This window comes from Parasphingorhabdus sp., assembly GCF_048267785.1.
Lineage (GTDB): Bacteria > Pseudomonadota > Alphaproteobacteria > Sphingomonadales > Sphingomonadaceae > Parasphingorhabdus.
Genome location: NZ_JBLWWU010000017.1, coordinates 50,750 through 67,225 on the forward strand (window position 1 = coordinate 50,750; position 16,476 = coordinate 67,225).

Below are 16,476 nucleotides of genomic sequence, written 5' to 3' on the forward strand. Positions count from 1 at the left end.
TACGGCCGTCTTGCAGCGATATCTAGGAGTTCGCATTTGACTCGACGCATTAAGATGATTGTTCCTGTTCCGGTATCAAGTGCCGCGCTTGATGCTTTTGCTAGTCAAATCCCCAGCCATATGTTGGACAATGATACGCAGGTGGTATTTGACTGCGCCGCTCGTGGTGAGGGTGCTTTAGGTTCCCTTTATGAAGGCGCCGTCGCCGATGCATTTTGCCTCGAGGCCGGTGCAAAGGCAGAGGATCAGGGTTTTGATGCGGTTTGCATCAATTCCATGAGCGATTCCGGTGTGGCCGCTTTGCGCTCACGTCTGACTATCCCAGTCGTCGGTACCGCGCAAGCGACCTATCATGTCGCCTGCCAGCTCGGAAGACACTTCTCCATTTTAAGTATGTGGGACCGATGGAACTGGCTGTATGATAAGGTTCTGCGCGAACAAGGTTTGGACGGCCGACTGGCTTCGGTCCGCTCAATCAACGTGCGTCCAGATACCGCAGAGTTGTTAGCCGGCAAAGAGGATGCAGTTTTTCCTGCCTTGTTGGAAGCAGCGCATTTGGCATTGAAGCAAGATGGAGCAGATGTCCTGATTCTTGGTTCTACGACCATGCACGATTCACATCTATTCTTGTCAGAACAACTTGATGTTCCTGTACTCAATCCTGGACTGATTGGTTTCAAAACTTGTCAAATGATGCTCGACTTAGGCGTGTCCCAGAGCAAAATATATTATCAAAATCCTGACCGTGTGATGCATGACATCTTTTCTGGCGATCGGGGGCCGTAACAAATTTTTGGCAAGGGAGAACATCAATGATGATGCAAGCATCAACACGAAATAGGTGGGATGGCAAGGCGATCCCGCTTCCCGGTATGGCGCGATTGGCGACGCAGGACATTAACGAAATACATGACCACATGACAAAGATGTTCTGCCCGCATGATCTGCAGATAGAAGGTGTTAATTCCGCTCTTGATTTTAGGCACCATCAGGCTTCGCTGAAGTCGGTTACTTTTAACGCAACGGATTACGGCAATCGCTCTGGACGGGTTAGTGTCAAGATTCCACCTATGGAGGAGCTGTATCTAGTGCAGTTCTCACTGTCGGGATCGGCAGAAATTACCCAAGGAAATTCCAGTTTCGATCTGTGCTGCGGCGAAATGTGCGTGCTTGATCCAGACGAGCCGGTTCGCCAGGTTTTTTGTGAAGGATACCTGCACTTTACTGTGAAAATAGAGAAAACCGACATTGAGGCAGTGTTGGCGCAGGAGTTAGGTTTTCGCCCGGGGAAGCTGCATTTCTCGCCTAAACCGGTGCCGCTACAGGGAGCTGCTGTAGCCTTTGCTCGACTTGTGCGCACCATTTGCGATGATATGAGTGACGGTGTTTCCGCCTTCACCCACTTGCGTGCAGCAAGTGCAGTAGAGCAGACGTTACATCGTCTATTGCTGGCTGCAGTCCCGCATAATCATTCTGATTTATTCAATTCGCCTGTATCGGCAGCCGCTCCTTATTATGTCCGCCGGGTCGAGGAATTTATCGATGCTCATCTATGTGATCCCATCGCATTAGATGAAATGATTGAGGTATCGGGCGTTTCTGCGAGATCACTTCATGCGGGCTTCCGCCGTTTTCGTGACACGACGCCGATGAACTATTTAAAGAACCGTCGCCTTGTGTTGGCTAATAGCCAGTTGCGAAGCGGGGCAGATGCCGGGCAGACGGTGACGCAGATCGCCCTTGAATGCGGTTTTACGCACCTTTCCAAGTTCGCACGTGATTATCATGGGCGGTTCGGCGAACTTCCCTCGGAAACGCTTAAAAAAATGGGACCCAACTGATTTATGGGTCTTAACTGACTTGTCCTTCTTCTGAAGGCGTTTTTCGTACGTTCAAACACTACCGCAAAATCGGTATTGCGCGGCATTCCATTGCGCCATTTACCCTGCTTGTCGCCCCCCTATCTCGATAACCCGATAACCCGGTAACCCGATTTCGCGATTACTCGATCGCAGTGTGGTGTCTGTTGCTGCGTTCATAGGATAGCGCGATCGCATGATTGGTAGAAAAAAGGGTTCTCTAAAGTTTGCCGGAGGACGACGAAGCGGGGTGTGCAAGAGCAGGCCTCATAAATAAATGAGTTTCAATAACTTACCGTTACATATGATGCTCAAGAAAATCGGGGAAAAATTATGAAAAATCCAAATAGCCTAGCTTTACACCGTTGTATCTCGCACTCTTGGCCGGTCAAGATTAAGCTCCGTAAAGGCTTGTTTTTGAGCGTCTGCTTTGCTGGATTTGGATTCCCGCTTTCTCACGCTCAAGCTCAGGAAACGACGACAGCGCCGATAGCCGAAGAGCAATCCGGTGGTCTTGAGGCTATCGTGGTGACTGCACGCCGCCGGGCGGAATCGCTGCAGGACACTCCCATTTCAATTTCTGCGGTCACGTCCGAAGGGCTAAGAGATCGCGCCATCGATAATGTTACGCAGATCGGCGATTTTACACCGAATGTGAAGTTCAATAGCTCCGTTCCCGTTTCCGCGAGTAATGCGACTGCCGCCATCTTCATCCGCGGCATCGGCCAGAATGATTACCAACTTTCTGCAGACCCTGGAGTTGGTCTTTATCTCGACGGCGTGTATATTTCCCGTGGTGTTGGCAACGTTCTCGATGTTCTCGATGTTGAGCGTATTGAGGTGTTAAGGGGGCCACAAGGTACCTTATTTGGCCGGAACACGATCGGCGGTGCGGTCAGCGTCGTTACCCGTAAGCCGGGCAATGAGTTTATGGGATCTCTCGAAGCCACTACTGGCAGCTTTGACCGCTTTCAGCTCAAAGGCTCCGTCGATATCCCGCTGGCAGATGGTGTCTATACTAGTCTTGCAGGTTTCTACCATCGGCGAGATGGTCATGTGAAGGGTGTGATCGCCGGTGCACCCGACCTAGGCGACACGGATCAGTTGGCTGGCAGATTTGCCCTGCGATTGGAGCCTACGTCCAACCTCACTATCGACCTTTCAATTGACGGTTCGCGTTCTCGCGAGGAATCCGCACCGAATGTAGCCTTGGCAATCAATGAAAATGCGCCCGCAGCGGCGGAGTGGAACGCCAATTTCTCGGGTGCTGGAGCCATCTGCGCCGACGTCGGCAACCCTTCTCGGTTGACCGATACGCGCTGTTTCAACAGTCAGTGGGAGCTTGGTCCTTATCAGCATGGCGGTACATTCACCGCGATTTCAGATGCTTTCACTAACGGCAATCCAGAGCCTTATCGCTCAGGTTCAGATGTCAATATCTGGGGTGTATCTGGAACGGTCGAATGGCAGTTCGCTGATAATCTGTCACTCAAGTCGATCACTGCCTATCGCGAGGTCACCGGCTTTTGGACGCGTGATTCGGATCACAGTCCGGCTAGCATCGTGCAGACCAACAGTGATTGGAAGCAGGAACAGTTTTCACAGGAAGTTCAGCTGCTCGGTGACTTCGCGGATGGACGCTTCAACTGGGTGTTGGGCGGATATTATTCCGATGAAAGTGGCAATCATAAGGATTTGGTGAATATCGTCGACGCGATATTCCTAAGTGGCGCAGTGCTGGATGGCGAAAGCCTTGCTTTTTTTGGCCAAGGCACGGCAGAAATTGTTCCTGATCTGAACCTCACTGCAGGCATACGCTGGACGCAGGACAAAAAAAGCTTCAACAATTCCAATCAATATGTTGTTGAAGCCGGCTTTCTGACCGGCGCACCGTACAATCCGGATGGTTCGGGTTTACAGGATGGCGATCCGTTAATGGGGGCGCTCGGAACGGTTGCAACAATCAAGGACACGGCTTGGACGCCTATGATTAGCCTTTCCTATCGCTGGAACCCCGAATTGCTGACCTATATTTCCTATTCTCAAGGATTTAAGGGCGGCGGCTTTACTCAGCGCGTGTTCCCGCCTTTTGCCAATATTCCTTCCTTCAGGCCCGAAACCAGCACCACCTATGAAATCGGTTTCAAGTCAGATCTGCTGGACCGACAGTTACGTATCAACGGTGCAGTGTTCCAGAATGAATACGATGATCTGCAGATAACAGTGAACGACCCTACGCTCGGTTTTGCGCCGATCATCCAAAACGCGGCGCAAGCGCGAATCAAGGGCTTTGAACTAGAAATACTGGCTGAGCCTGTTGACGAACTAACATTGGAGGCAGGCATAGGTTATCTCGATGCCGGATATCGTGATGTTGACCTGCGTGCGCTCAGTGCCGGTGTCACGACAGATACCAAGCTGCAGAACGCGCCAAAATGGACGTTGAGTGCTGGTATTTCCTATAAAATCTACGCAGACGGACTTGGCAGTTTTCGGCCCCGCGTTGATTGGTCCTATCGCTCACGTGTTTACAATGATGCCGTCAATACGCCCTTGTTGGTGCAGGATGGCTATCACTTGATCAATGCATCGCTCGCTTTCGATGCCGAAGACACCGACTGGGGCCTGGCCATTGGCGTCAAAAACCTGACTAAAGAAGTTTATCTCGGGTCAGGATATACAGATGATTTTGGTGGGTTGACCGAGGGTGTATATGGCCGCCCGCGTGAATGGTATTTGCGTGCCAATTACCGTTTCTGACATGAAGAAAGGGGCGCATTCGCCTGCTATCTCGCTCGAAGCGCGTATTCACAAGTTGGAAAGCCTCCGCGCTATTGATGATCTGATTGTTGATCTAGGCAGAGCTTTTGATGCAGGCCCCTCTGCCACAGCGTTGCGACCACTGTTTTCTGAAGATGCCGTTTTCGTGATCGACCAATATGATACCTTGGAAGGGCGCGAAGCAATAGCCGAAGGCGTTGCAGGCAATTCAGAAACAGGATTTTGCTGGACGTTGCACTATCTTGTTTCTCCTCGGGTCGAGCTTTTCGAGGATGGTACCAGTGGTAATGTGGAGTTCTATCTGTGGGAAGTTGCCACTTCATCCTCGGGCAAATCCTATTGGATCGGTGGTCGGTACGAGGCACAGGCCGTGGCTGACAAGGATCGTTGGCGCTTCAGCCGTCTGGAACTGAAAGCCGAACTTATATCTCATTATCCCGAAGGTTGGCGGGAAAAGCCGGCTTCACTAGCAGATGCTTGAGCGGTTCCCTCATTATAAAAGGAGACGTACTGATGAATATAGCCAATAGCAAGGAGCTCCGCCGCGGAGCAGAAGCATTTAGCCATCTTGACCGGACCATTGATACCATCAGAACAGAATTGGGCGTTGATCCCATTTCCGTTGACGCGATCCGTAATCCCGACGTTTACGAGCTTGAACGGGAAAAAATCTTTAAAAATTGCTGGTTGAAGGTTTCGACCGATTGGGAGATTCCTGAAAAAGGTGATTACAAGGTCAAAGAATTGGCTGTTGCAGATGCATCTGTTCTGATTGTGCGCGGGAAAGATGGCAAAATACGTGCATTCCATAATGTGTGTACCCATCGCGGCAACAAGGTTGTACCTACCGAGGAATCGGAAACATTCGGAAATGCGCGGGCGAATGTTCTCTCTTGCCGCTTTCATGGATGGGTATTTGGCACCGATGGAGCGTTGCGCTCGGTCCCATTGGAGGAGAATTTCGGTCAGCTTGATAAGGCATGTCTTGGTTTACGCGAGATCGCTTGCGATATTTGGGAAGGCTTTATCTTCATTAATTTCGCGGACCAGCCAAAGCAACCGCTGGCGGAATTTTTGGGTGATTTCGGGAAATTATTTGCCGGATATCCATATGCAGAAGCCACGACGGCGTTCCGTTATTCGACCGTCCTTGAATGTAATTGGAAAGTGGCACAATATGCCTTTTCCGAAGCCTATCATGTGCCGACCATCCATGCGGGATCGCTGCCCGGCTTTAAGGGGATTGAGCCTGGTGATTTCAAATTGATCGGGCCGCACGCTTCCTCTGCTATTTATGGAGAAGGCATGGACACGGCGGAGTCCACGGCAAAATTTGCTGGCCTGCTTCATAAGGATGGTCACCATGGTCCACGCCCAGATATGCTGCCACCGGGAATCAATCCGACCGGAAGATCAGATTTTCAGTTCGAATTGCCGAATATTTTTCCTAATCTGTTGATTCATTTGGCCTCTGGCTGCGGTTATCCGGGGCTAGCCTATTTTACGCACCAGTTTTGGCCGCTCGATCACGGGCGCACGCTATGGGAAGGGGTTAATTATTTCCGACCTGCACGAAATGCTGCTGAGCGCGTTGCCCAACTGCACGTCAACGCGTTACACCGGAATGCCTGGCTGGAGGATACTGCCACGATGGAGGATACTTTCACCGGCATTCGTTCTGGTGCGATCGATGAGATGCAATTGATGGATCAAGAATTTATGATCCGCCACGCCGCACGCATGCATGATAAATATCTGGCCCAGTAAGGAAATAGTTAAATGAATACGGAAATACTACTGCCCCAAGGGTTTGAAGACCTCGGGCCGCTCGTAAAAAACTGGGCGCGACCGACCGAAGATGGGCGCAATCAAATACGCTGGTGTGCATCCAAAGAAGATTTTGCCATATTCTATAGTGCGATGATGCCGAGACTGGACTCGGTGCTATCAGAATTGCAGGCTTATCCTCTGGATGGGATGGACGAAGCGCAGTCCAATCTGTTCAATCTCGCCGCAGCTTTCGCTGAAGCATCTCCGCATGAGGAGCTTTACGGCGGAAGCTCAGAAGTTCCGCACAGCTTCTCTGCGCGGCGCTTCGTACCGGGGCACGGCAATCTGCAGTCTGCCGGGAACATATCGTAGTGAGGGCGGTCTAATCCTCAAACGATCTTTTGTCGATCTAACCAGATAGACCAGCCTTTCGGGTTTATCGCAACAGTCGTGACGGAAATGATTGGGCTCAAATGCGCTCGAAAGCACTTCCGGAGCGGATCTTGAAAGACAGATTTAGTGGTTGATGCGATGCCTGCTCTCCTACAATCATTCAAAGCGGGTAAATGATTGCGGTCGGACGGTTAGCTGTATCGAAGTGTCGTGAATTCTTCGGCAAGGACCCAACCTTGGCGCGGCGCGCCGTGATCGCGCTGGTTGATGCTGCCAATGGCCCAGATGGTACTTTACCCCGCGCCGATTTCCTGAATAGTCTGGCTTGAAATTTCTGTGACCCGGATGATCACGTTGAGGCACCCGTATTCAATCGCCGCCGTTTCTAGCATCGGCCGACTAATGTCCGCTTTCAGACAGTTGCGGCATGGTTTCAGTGACTAATATTGGGCGCATTTCGGACAGACCGTCATTGGGACGTTCGCGGACTGGCGGTTTTTGATTGTTTGGAAAGGGCAGGCGGACGTCGCCGCTGTAAGCGGAAAATTTCAAATGGAGCCGTGAGCGGACGCGAAGCTTCCTGCTGTTTGCACGGCTAAATAACCAGCGGAGCAAAATGTTCTGATGACGCCTGGAGACCCTTGCTTACGCTGCGGGATTTTCGTCGCCGCCTATCCCCCGGATGGGCTTTTACAGGCGACAAAAATAGCTCGAGAACCATGTTCAGAGAGCCAGTGTAAATCCGCCGTTTACCGGATAAGTCTGTCCGCTGATCCAGGAACTCGCATCTGAGGCCAGAAAAAGCGCCATGTTGGCGATATCATCGGGTTCGCCGGGGCGGCGTACAATGTAGCGAGAGAACATTTTTTTCACCCGTTCTGGATCAGCCAGTTGCTGTTCAATCGCGGGGGTGCGGGTGGCGGAGATTGCGATGCAGTTGGCGTTGACTTGAAACCGTGCGGCGCTGCGGGCTACGCTGCGCATAAAGCCTGCCGCACCGGCTTTCGCGCCGGCATAAATATCAAGGCCCGCGTCGCCATTGCGCGCCGCGTCGGAAATGATGGTGATGACCCGGCCTGGCGCGTTTCTTTCAATCAAATCAGGCATGACGGCCGCGGTGCAATTTATGACGCCGTAGAGATTGACACCGATCGACTGGTTCCAGACTTCTGGTCCGGTTCCCAAAATGGTTTCATCACTTCTGCGGTCGGATTGGCACCCATATTGCCGGCATTGTTAATCAAAGTCCCAACCGGCCCCAGGTCGGCCTTGATTTTTGCAACCATGTCTTTGACGGCATCGAGATCCGTCACGTCAGACTGAACCGCAATCGCCTTTCCGCCAGCGGCGCGAATTTCTTCGGCCACGGTCTCAGCCCTGTCGAGATGGTAGTCGTTTACAGCGACGCCGCCGCTATTATGCGCCGACAAATGAAGGGCGACTGCGCGCGATTGGAGGTTATATCCTGTCTCTACGGCGCGTTCGGCACCCCGCAAATTCATGGTAAGGCCGAATAGGTTCCGTCGGAACTATTGGGGTGTGCCGCTCACGCTTCATCAGCATCGGCCATTTGTGGAACGCGTCGGGAATTGACAAAGCTTGCCACCTCGATGCACCTTGCTACGGATTTATCCGGAGTTTTTAGCGTTATACGGAGCATTATAGATAATTTTGCTGGATTTCCCAAACTGACGCGTCGGCGCCACCAGTAGTTTTGGCCCCGCCGATAGACACTCATGTCCGAATGGCCGATGCTGTGAAACAAGGCGTTTGTCTGGAAAAGGTGCACAGGTAGGTGCGCAATTTGGGATTCAGGTTTCTCAACCGCATGTTGGGACGTCCTCAAAGTCGAGGAAAACCGCGGTTTCTGGTTGGGAATCATTATCAATTGGTCGGGACGAGAGGATTCGAACCTCCGACCCCCACACCCCCAGTGTGATGCGCTACCAGGCTGCGCTACGTCCCGACCGAGGCTGCGCATATATGGAGATCGATGGGGCTTGGCAAGTCGTTTGCGTCCTGATTCCAACCTTTCCCGCATACGGATTATATTGCGCCCTCGGCGAGTGCGTGATAGGCGCGCGCATCATTGGGGTTGGCAGTACAGGGGCTTGAAACAAGAGCCGCGCCACCACAAATAACAATTTGTAATCATTGGGACGGGTTCATGACAAGTATTTCTATATTATCTGCTGCAGCGGGTGCTGGCGGTGCCGGGGGCTTTCTGATTTCAGTCATGCCGCTTGTACTGATTTTCGCGGTTTTCTATTTCCTGCTCATACGGCCTCAACAAAAGAAGATGAAAGAACATCAGGACAAGGTCGGCGCGGTCAAGAAGAATGATCAGGTCGTGACCGGCGGTGGTCTGGTGGGCAAGGCCGTCAAGGTTGACGATGAATTTGTCGAAGTCGAGATCGCCAATGGTGTCCGTGTCAAGGCGGTCAAGGCGACCCTGTCGGATGTCATGCCACGCGGTGGTGCCAAGCCCGCGAACGACTGAACGCGGTGATATAGAAAGTTAGTTCCGATGCTCGATTTCCCGCGCTGGAAAGTCATTTCCATCTCTCTGCTACTGGCCTTTGGCGTCCTAATGGCAATTCCCAGTTTGATAGGGGAAAATGGAAGGCAATATTGGCCTGGCTTTTTACCGAATGAAACCATCAATCTGGGGCTCGACCTCCAGGGCGGCAGCCACATTTTGCTGGAAGCCGATCCGGCTGATGTCGCGACGACTCGTCTCGAGACGATGGAAGAATCGGTGCGGGCGGAAATGCGCCGCGCCAGTCCGCGGATCGGAATCGGTGATATTTCCCGCAAAAACGGTGTGTTGAGCTTCATGGTTCGCGACAGCACTCAGGTTGATGCCGCACGCGAAGCAATCCTTCCGCTCACCAGCGGTGCAGGTCTGACCGGCCAGCGCGACTGGGATATCGAAGTGCGCGATGATACGCGCTTTGTACTGACCCCGACAGCTGCGGGGCTGGACAATGCTGTCGAGAATGCCATGGAAACGGCGACCGACGTGATCCGTCGCCGGATTGATGAGATGGGCACGCGTGAACCGACGATCATCCGGCAAGGAGACAACCGGATTGTCGTACAGGTGCCGGGACTTGATGATCCCGAAGCGCTGAAAGCCCTGCTCGGACAGACAGCAAAGCTTGAATTCAAGCTGGTTGATTTTGAAGCAGACCCGAACGCCGTGGCAGAGGGCCGGCCACCGGTAGGCAGCCAGATTTTCCCTTATCCTGATAATCCGACCGGATTACCCAATATCGCGGTCAAGCGCCTTGGGGGGATCAGTGGTGACAAGCTGACCGATGCCGGTCAGGGATTTGATCCGCAAACCAATGCACCGGTCGTCAATATCACCTTCGATAGCGAAGGCGGGTCAAAATTTGCACGTCTGACGCAGAATAATGTCGGGCGGCCCTTCGCCATCATATTGGATGGTCAAGTGTTGTCAGCGCCCAACATCAATGAACCCATTCTTGGCGGATCTGCGCAGATTTCCGGTAATTTCACGGTGGAAGGCGCGAACCAGCTGGCTATCGCGTTGCGATCCGGTGCGTTACCGGTGGAATTGAAGATCGTTGAGGAACGCACCGTTGGTCCCGATCTTGGCAAGGATTCGATTGACAAGGGCATGATCGCCTCGATCATCGCCACCGTTGCCGTTCTGACATTCATGGTTGTCACCTATGGCCGTTTTGGCATGTACGCCAATTTCGCCCTTGCTCTGAATCTGTTCATCATTGTCGGGGTCATGGCGATGTTCAATGCGACCCTGACATTGCCGGGTATTGCGGGCTTTGTCCTTACTGTGGGGTCGGCTGTTGATGCCAATGTGCTGATCAACGAACGGATCAGGGAAGAGCGCAGGCGAGGGCGACGCGTGGTCCAGGCTATCGAGGTCGGCTATAAGGAAGCATCGCGGGCCATTCTCGACGCGAACGTGACCAATGTGATTGCCGGTGTCTTGCTCTTCATGTTCGGTTCCGGACCGGTCAAAGGTTTTGCGGTCGTGTTGATGATCGGCATCATTTCTTCTGTATTCACCGCCGTGGTCGTAACCCGGATGTTGGTGGCGCTCTGGGTAAGACGTGCCCGTCCGCAGGAGTTGTTGATATGAAATTATTGAAACTTGTCCCGGATGATACCAATATCGGTTTCCTGAAATGGCGTAATATTGCCATGGCCTTCAGTATATTGACGATCATAGCATCACTCGGACTGGTGGCTGCCAAGGGGCTGAATTTTGGCGTCGACTTTATTGGCGGCCAGATGATTCAGGCAACTTTCACCGAGACCGAAACCGCGCCGATAGCGGAATTGCGCGATCGGATCGGCGGCCTGGGCTATGGCGAAGCAACCATTCAGCGATTTGGTGATGCCAACGAGGTGTCGATCCGGATGCGGCTGCCGGCCGAAGCGGAATCTCGCCCGGAAGCCGCCGCAGAAATGACGGAAAAGATCGTATCGACGATCAAGGCCGATTATCCCGATGTCCGTATCGATGGGGTGGAGTCAGTGTCCGGAAAGGTGTCGGCGGAGCTGTTTGAAACCGGTGCCTATTCGCTACTGTTCGCTATGATTGCGATATCCATCTATATCTGGATACGCTTTGAGTGGCAGTTTGGTATCGGCGCATTGTTCGCGCTGTTCCATGATGTTGCGCTGACCTTTGGCCTGTTTGCGCTGACCCAGATGGAATTCAATCTCAATATTGTTGCGGCACTGCTGACAATCATCGGCTATTCGCTCAACGATACAATCGTGGTTTTTGACCGGGTCCGTGAGAATCTGAAGAAATATCGCAAGATGGACATCATCGCTTTGCTCGACCTGTCGGTGAATGAAACACTGGCTCGGACGGTCATGACCAGCCTGACCATGCTGATCGCGCTGGGTGCGCTGATCCTCTGGGGCCCGGACGTGATTTTCGGCTTCTCGGTGGCGATGTTCTTCGGCGTGTTTGTCGGAACTTATAGCTCTGTCTATATGGCTGCTCCTATTCTGATCTGGCTCAAGGTTGGGCCGGATACATTTGTACCGACGGATACCGGCAGCGATAAAACCGAGAGGGTAGGCGGACCGGAACAGGTCGGCTGAACTTTGGTCGAACTGCGCAAAGATGTCGATTTCGTCGGTCCGGTCATCACCGGATTCACCTCCAGTGGCTTCAAAATCGGTGATCAGCGGTTCAATCAGGGCCTTCTGATTTCGCCCGAACAGGCTTTGGGCTGGGCTGTTTCGCATTTGGACAGGCTTGATCTTGCGGAGATTCTATCCAGCTTGAACCTGTCGCCCGCTCCTGAATTTCTGCTGTTAGGCAGCGGCCCGTCCATGTTGCAGCCTCCGGCAGCCTTCCGGCGCGAAGTAGAGGCAGCAGGCATGGGGCTGGAGGTCATGGACAGCCGGGCGGCGGCGCGAACATGGGGAGTGTTGCGAGCGGAAGAACGCTGGATTGTCGGAGCGTTCCTGCCGCTGGCTTAGATTTTTCTTGCGGCTTTGCCCAATATCGACCGCAACTGATCGCCGTTGTTTTCCCAGCTGAACCGGCCGACTGCTGACCGGACCATCTCCTGTTCCGGCGGTTCTGTCAGGATTGCTTTGATGGCCGCGACAATCGCTTCGACATTCTGATCGACAATCCGTCCGGCGACCGGGCTGTTCACCAGTTCCCGTGCGCCGCCGGCTTCGCTGATAATCACCGGTGTTCCGCAAGCAAGCGCTTCGACCCATGCATTGGCCAGGCCTTCGGACCTGGAAACGAGAATGGCGATGTCAGCCGCGGCGGTCAGTTGCGGCAGTTGATCATGCGGTACGCTCCCCAAAAAACGGACCCGTTCGGCAACACCCAATTGTTTTGCAAGCGCACGGTAATTCTGTTCTTCTTCCCCCTCGCCAGCAAGCATCAACACCGCATCGGGGACATCTGCCAGAGCACGGATCACCATATCCTGGTTCTTGCGCTTGATCAGTGCGCCGGTGGTGATGAGCAAGGGGCCGTCGACACCCAGCGTCCGCTTCGCCTTCGCCCGATTGATCGGCCGGAACTTGTCCTGGTCGAGCCCGGTATAGTGAACTGCAATCTTGTCGTCGTCCATGCCGAGAGCGACCATGTCCCGCTTCAATGCTTCGGATACCGCGAGCATGGCGCTCGCCTTCTCCGCCGCGTGCAATATCTGAAGCCGGCATTTCGGGTCGCTACCCCAGTGGTGAATATCGGCGCCCCGCGCCTTTATCGTGAAGGGAATGCCAAGAGCCTCGGCCAGCCGCATTGCGGCGGGGCCATCGGGATAGAAAAATTCGGCATCGATCACGTCGAAGGGCGCTTTCTCGTGCAGCCGCTTTATCAAGGGCAGCAAGGCATTGGCGATCCGTCGCGGATTGCTGCCTCCACCGACCTTGGGGATCAACCCGAAGCGGGGTCGGTAAACATTGAGCCCGCGCCATTGCTCATGTTCGGGCAAATCGGCCAGTGCCCGATATTGCCAAAGTCCGCTCAGCGGCCAATGCGGCATTCCCACGGGATTGAGGACGGTTACCTCGGTTGCCGGACGTCTCGCCAGCTCGGCCGTTTGTCGCTCCACAAATATCCCGAAATTGGGGGTGGTCGCGTTGGGAAACAATGTCGATAAAGTGAGAATGCGGAGCGGCTGGGTCATGGCAGGCTTTCTAGCACCGAGGCCCTAAAGCTCTCTTACCAGACGCACCGCAACTCCTATCCATTCCGGATCACTGACAATTTGCTGTCGCGCGCCGCTGCCGAGGGGGAGTATCTGGAGGCGATTGTCCTCGCGACCGATCAGGCGGCCGAACAGATAGCGCCCGGCGGGACGAGGAACCAATATGTCACGATTGAGAGCCGCACCAAATTGTTCGGGGCTACGCCGTGATAACCAGACATCATCACCCGCACGATAATCGCCGACACTGCTCTTGACTCGCAGCGCAACCATCGCCGGTTCTATTGTGGGTTGATAAATATTTTCGGTCTTGCCCAAGGCGTGCGCGCCCTTGTGGTCGAGTATTGCGGCAACTGGCAGTTCTTCCTGCTCGGGCAACGCAAGGAGTACCGCGCTATCCACGCCCAGGGCATTGGCAATCCGATTCAGCCAGTCGAGCGACAATGTTCTTGTGCCAGTCTCCAGCCGTCCGATCGTTTGTGCGGTCGTGGGCGGTTCGCAGCGTCTGGCAACTTCGTCCAGGGTCAATCCCTTGGCCTTGCGAACCTCTCTGATACGACTGATCATTCTGTATCTCCAAACCTATATGGTTTTATGCTTTCCTACAATATGACCGAAATGGCAATGGTATAAAATCACCAATAAGGAGATATTATGCCAACGAAAGGCGCCAAAACTTCATCGGACCCGCGCTTGCTTGCAGAGCGCGCGGTGCCGCAGGATGGGGAGGCACGCAATGATCGCCACCCAAATCGGAAACGTGCGCGGAGCGTTACGGTCAATCTGTCGGAATCTCCGTTGGGCTGGCTTCATGCCCGCGGGCATCTTTCCGACCGGCAGTTTGATGCCGGGGAAAAGCTGCGCGCGGATTGGGAAAGAGCCAATCTGGCGCCTCACGTAACGATGCGCTGGGATGCAGCGCCTGTTGCTGGCGGGAAGCGTGCCGCACCGGTGGTTTTGAATGAAACCGAAGCGCAGATCGCGGCGAGGTTGCGCTTTGACAAGGCTATCAACCATCTGGGCAGAGATCTTTCGGATATCGCCTGGCGCATCATCTGTGGTGGGGAGGGTGCGCCGGTTGCGGAAAAAAAACTCGGCTGGCCAGCGCGCTCCGGCAAGCTGGTGCTGAAAATCGCGCTGGACCGGCTGGCGGAATATTACCGCCTGCCCGGCTGATCAATTGTCGGCCAGCCGCTCGACTTCTTCTGCCAGTTCCAGCCAGCGCATTTCGGCTTCGTCTTTCTCGTCGATCAGGGCGCTATTCTCTTTGGTCAGCGCCTCGAAACGCGGAAAATCCCGCGTATACAGATCGGGGTCAGCGAGCGTCTTTTCGATCTCCGCCATACGCTGTTCGATAGCCTCGATCCGCTCTGGCAGCAGATCATAATCGCGCTGGTCCTTGTAGCTCAGCTTCTTGCTGGAGCCCGCAGTCTTGGGGCTTCCCTGACTGCCGGACTGCGCGGGTTTGGAGGCTGCTTTCTGCGCCGGAGCCCGCGGCTTGCGCCGGGCTTCCCATTCGGCATAGCCGCCGGCGACAATATCGACCGTACCGCTACCGTCGAGGCCGAGCGTCACCGTCACCGTGCGATCGAGAAAATCGCGGTCATGGCTGACCAGCAATACCGTGCCCTCATAATCGGCGATCACTTCCTGCAAGAGATCGAGCGTTTCCAGATCGAGGTCGTTGGTCGGCTCGTCAAGCACCAGCAGGTTCGACATCCGCGCAAATTCGCGCGCCAGCAGCAGCCGGGACTGTTCGCCGCCGGACAATGTACCGACCTTGGCGTCGATCAGCGACGGCGCGAACAGGAATTCCTTGAGATAGCCCTGAACATGTTTCTTGTCGCCACGCACATCGACCCAGTCGCTGCCATCGGCGAGCACGTCGCGGACCGTTTTATTGCCTTCGAGCAAGCTGCGTTGCTGGTCGATAAACACACCGTTGAGCGTCTTGGCGAGCGTCACTTTGCCGCTGTCTGGTTCCAGTTCGCCGGTGAGCATTTTCAGCAATGTCGTCTTGCCGGCACCATTGGCCCCGACGATACCGATCCGGTCGCCCCGCTGGATGCGCAACGAAAAGTCGCGGATGATCTGGCGGTCACCAAAGGATTTGGAGATATTCTCGGCAGTGATCACCGACTTGGTGCGGCTGTCATCGTTCTGGATCTTGAGATTGGCGGTACCGGCCGGGCCGATCATTGCGGCGCGGGCCGCGCGCATTTCCCACAATTTCTCGAGCCGTCCCTGATTGCGCTTCCGCCGGGCGGTGACGCCGCGTTCCAGCCAGCGCGCTTCGAGCTTCAGCTTTGCGTCGATCTTGCTGGCGGCTTGCGCTTCATCCGCATGGATTTTCTCCATCCAGGCATCATAGCCGCCAAAACCGATTTCCTGACGCCGCAACGCACCGCGATCCAGCCAGATCGTCTGTTTGGTCAGCCGGGTCAGGAAGGTTCTGTCATGCGAAATGGTAATGAACGCGCCCTTATAGCGACCGAGCCAGTCTTCCAGCCAGTCAATCGCCCCGAGATCGAGATGGTTGGTCGGCTCGTCCAGCAGCAAAAGATCGGGGTCGGAGGCCAGCGCCCGGCAAATCGCCGCGCGGCGTTTTTCGCCGCCGCTGGCTTTTGCCGCTCCCTTGGACAGATCGGTCCCCAGCTGATCGGCAATGGCTTCGACTTCGTGCACGGCGGGGCCTTGCTCGCCCGATATGGCAAAGTCGCGCAAGGTTTCGAACGGGGTGAAGTCCGGTTCCTGTTCCAGATAGACGATATTGGTGCCGGGCTGAATCATCCGCTGGCCTTTGTCCGCTTCGATCTGGTCGGCGATCAGGCGCAGCAGCGTCGTCTTGCCGGCGCCATTGCGGCCGATCAGGGCAAGCCGGTCACGCGGCCCGACGTGCAGGTCGAGATTCTCGAACAGCCAGCCTTCGCCTTGATGGAGCGAGAGATTCTCATATGCAAAGATCGGGGGTTGAGCCATGG

16 protein-coding genes and 1 tRNA gene are annotated in these 16,476 nt (G+C 54.5%); 11 read left to right on the forward strand and 6 right to left on the reverse strand.

What is annotated here, in order from left to right; all coding sequences use genetic code 11:
• Window positions 1-36 precede the first annotated feature (36 nt).
• The 6 genes from ACN0VD_RS13425 to ACN0VD_RS13450 all read left to right on the forward strand — a co-directional run bounded on the left by ACN0VD_RS13425 (window position 37) and on the right by ACN0VD_RS13450 (window position 6,782).
• Window positions 37-786: an aspartate/glutamate racemase family protein gene (locus ACN0VD_RS13425; RefSeq protein ID WP_417595086.1), complete on the forward strand. Its 750-nt coding sequence runs from the start codon at window positions 37-39 to the stop codon at window positions 784-786.
• A 26-nt stretch (window positions 787-812) separates the two neighbouring features.
• On the forward strand, window positions 813-1,841 hold the full coding sequence (locus ACN0VD_RS13430; protein WP_417595088.1) for an AraC family transcriptional regulator: 1,029 nt from the start codon (window positions 813-815) through the stop codon (window positions 1,839-1,841).
• 351 nt (window positions 1,842-2,192) lie between these two features.
• Entirely contained in the window at window positions 2,193-4,619 is a 2,427-nt protein-coding gene (locus tag ACN0VD_RS13435) for a TonB-dependent receptor (RefSeq protein ID WP_417595090.1), read from the forward strand.
• Window positions 4,573-5,121 (forward strand): nuclear transport factor 2 family protein, encoded by a 549-nt coding sequence (locus ACN0VD_RS13440; protein ID WP_417595092.1) that lies wholly within the window; start codon window positions 4,573-4,575, stop codon window positions 5,119-5,121. Before ACN0VD_RS13435 ends, ACN0VD_RS13440 begins: the two co-directional genes overlap by 47 nt.
• Window positions 5,122-5,153: 32 nt before the next feature.
• Entirely contained in the window at window positions 5,154-6,407 is a 1,254-nt protein-coding gene (locus ACN0VD_RS13445) for an aromatic ring-hydroxylating oxygenase subunit alpha (protein WP_417595094.1), read from the forward strand.
• A gap of 12 nt (window positions 6,408-6,419) precedes the next feature.
• Window positions 6,420-6,782 carry a hypothetical protein gene (locus tag ACN0VD_RS13450; protein ID WP_417595096.1) on the forward strand — a complete coding sequence of 121 codons (363 nt, stop codon included), beginning with the start codon at window positions 6,420-6,422 and terminating at the stop codon, window positions 6,780-6,782.
• A 744-nt stretch (window positions 6,783-7,526) separates the two neighbouring features.
• Here ACN0VD_RS13450 and ACN0VD_RS13455 read toward each other — a convergent pair.
• The 3 genes from ACN0VD_RS13455 to ACN0VD_RS13465 form a co-directional block, all read right to left on the reverse strand.
• Window positions 7,527-7,988: an SDR family NAD(P)-dependent oxidoreductase gene (locus tag ACN0VD_RS13455; protein ID WP_417595098.1), complete on the reverse strand. Its 462-nt coding sequence runs from the start codon at window positions 7,986-7,988 to the stop codon at window positions 7,527-7,529.
• Window positions 7,928-8,305, reverse strand: coding sequence for an SDR family NAD(P)-dependent oxidoreductase (locus tag ACN0VD_RS13460; protein ID WP_417595100.1), 378 nt, complete (start codon window positions 8,303-8,305; stop codon window positions 7,928-7,930). The genes ACN0VD_RS13455 and ACN0VD_RS13460 overlap by 61 nt, the downstream gene beginning before the upstream one ends.
• Before the next feature lie 387 nt (window positions 8,306-8,692).
• Window positions 8,693-8,769: transfer RNA gene (locus tag ACN0VD_RS13465), tRNA-Pro, on the reverse strand.
• A gap of 201 nt (window positions 8,770-8,970) precedes the next feature.
• Here ACN0VD_RS13465 and yajC point away from each other — a divergent pair.
• The 4 genes from yajC to ACN0VD_RS13485 are packed head-to-tail and all read left to right on the forward strand — an operon-like array spanning window position 8,971 to window position 12,299.
• The gene (yajC, locus tag ACN0VD_RS13470; RefSeq protein WP_417595102.1) at window positions 8,971-9,303 is read left to right on the forward strand and encodes a preprotein translocase subunit YajC; all 333 of its coding nucleotides are present in this window, start codon (window positions 8,971-8,973) and stop codon (window positions 9,301-9,303) included.
• Between the two features lie 27 nt (window positions 9,304-9,330).
• On the forward strand, window positions 9,331-10,935 hold the full coding sequence (gene secD / locus ACN0VD_RS13475) for a protein translocase subunit SecD (RefSeq protein WP_417595104.1): 1,605 nt from the start codon (window positions 9,331-9,333) through the stop codon (window positions 10,933-10,935).
• Window positions 10,932-11,915, forward strand: a complete 984-nt coding sequence (gene secF / locus ACN0VD_RS13480; protein ID WP_417595106.1) for a protein translocase subunit SecF — start codon at window positions 10,932-10,934, stop codon at window positions 11,913-11,915. Before secD ends, secF begins: the two co-directional genes overlap by 4 nt.
• Before the next feature lie 3 nt (window positions 11,916-11,918).
• Window positions 11,919-12,299 carry an Mth938-like domain-containing protein gene (locus ACN0VD_RS13485; protein WP_417595108.1) on the forward strand — a complete coding sequence of 127 codons (381 nt, stop codon included), beginning with the start codon at window positions 11,919-11,921 and terminating at the stop codon, window positions 12,297-12,299.
• Here ACN0VD_RS13485 and ACN0VD_RS13490 read toward each other — a convergent pair.
• Together ACN0VD_RS13490 and ACN0VD_RS13495 are read right to left on the reverse strand one after the other, a co-directional pair.
• Window positions 12,296-13,474 carry a glycosyltransferase gene (locus ACN0VD_RS13490; RefSeq protein ID WP_417595110.1) on the reverse strand — a complete coding sequence of 393 codons (1,179 nt, stop codon included), beginning with the start codon at window positions 13,472-13,474 and terminating at the stop codon, window positions 12,296-12,298. The genes ACN0VD_RS13485 and ACN0VD_RS13490 overlap by 4 nt on opposite strands.
• Window positions 13,475-13,498: 24 nt before the next feature.
• Window positions 13,499-14,062 carry a helix-turn-helix domain-containing protein gene (locus ACN0VD_RS13495; protein ID WP_417595112.1) on the reverse strand — a complete coding sequence of 188 codons (564 nt, stop codon included), beginning with the start codon at window positions 14,060-14,062 and terminating at the stop codon, window positions 13,499-13,501.
• 87 nt (window positions 14,063-14,149) lie between these two features.
• Here ACN0VD_RS13495 and ACN0VD_RS13500 point away from each other — a divergent pair, with 87 nt between their 5' ends.
• Window positions 14,150-14,671, forward strand: coding sequence for a DUF6456 domain-containing protein (locus ACN0VD_RS13500; RefSeq protein WP_417595114.1), 522 nt, complete (start codon window positions 14,150-14,152; stop codon window positions 14,669-14,671).
• Here the strand turns inward: ACN0VD_RS13500 and ACN0VD_RS13505 are convergent, their stop codons facing one another.
• A complete protein-coding gene (locus ACN0VD_RS13505; RefSeq protein WP_417595116.1) occupies window positions 14,672-16,474 on the reverse strand; it encodes an ABC-F family ATP-binding cassette domain-containing protein in 1,803 nt (600 codons plus the stop codon).
• Window positions 16,475-16,476: the final 2 nt, after the last annotated feature.

What these genes read in the sequence shown, in the direction of transcription:
- ACN0VD_RS13430 (WP_417595088.1), top strand. Translation starts at nt 813, where the DNA reads ATGATGATGCAAGCATCAACACGAAATAGGTGGGATGGCAAGGCGATC.
- ACN0VD_RS13435 (WP_417595090.1), top strand. Translation starts at nt 2,193, where the DNA reads ATGAAAAATCCAAATAGCCTAGCTTTACACCGTTGTATCTCGCACTCT.
- ACN0VD_RS13440 (WP_417595092.1), top strand. Translation starts at nt 4,573, where the DNA reads ATGGCCGCCCGCGTGAATGGTATTTGCGTGCCAATTACCGTTTCTGAC.
- ACN0VD_RS13445 (WP_417595094.1), top strand. Translation starts at nt 5,154, where the DNA reads ATGAATATAGCCAATAGCAAGGAGCTCCGCCGCGGAGCAGAAGCATTT.
- ACN0VD_RS13450 (WP_417595096.1), top strand. Translation starts at nt 6,420, where the DNA reads ATGAATACGGAAATACTACTGCCCCAAGGGTTTGAAGACCTCGGGCCG.
- ACN0VD_RS13460 (WP_417595100.1), bottom strand. Translation starts at nt 8,305, where the DNA reads ATGAATTTGCGGGGTGCCGAACGCGCCGTAGAGACAGGATATAACCTC.
- yajC (WP_417595102.1), top strand. Translation starts at nt 8,971, where the DNA reads ATGACAAGTATTTCTATATTATCTGCTGCAGCGGGTGCTGGCGGTGCC.
- secD (WP_417595104.1), top strand. Translation starts at nt 9,331, where the DNA reads ATGCTCGATTTCCCGCGCTGGAAAGTCATTTCCATCTCTCTGCTACTG.
- secF (WP_417595106.1), top strand. Translation starts at nt 10,932, where the DNA reads ATGAAATTATTGAAACTTGTCCCGGATGATACCAATATCGGTTTCCTG.
- ACN0VD_RS13490 (WP_417595110.1), bottom strand. Translation starts at nt 13,474, where the DNA reads ATGACCCAGCCGCTCCGCATTCTCACTTTATCGACATTGTTTCCCAAC.
- ACN0VD_RS13495 (WP_417595112.1), bottom strand. Translation starts at nt 14,062, where the DNA reads ATGATCAGTCGTATCAGAGAGGTTCGCAAGGCCAAGGGATTGACCCTG.
- ACN0VD_RS13500 (WP_417595114.1), top strand. Translation starts at nt 14,150, where the DNA reads ATGCCAACGAAAGGCGCCAAAACTTCATCGGACCCGCGCTTGCTTGCA.
- ACN0VD_RS13505 (WP_417595116.1), bottom strand. Translation starts at nt 16,474, where the DNA reads ATGGCTCAACCCCCGATCTTTGCATATGAGAATCTCTCGCTCCATCAA.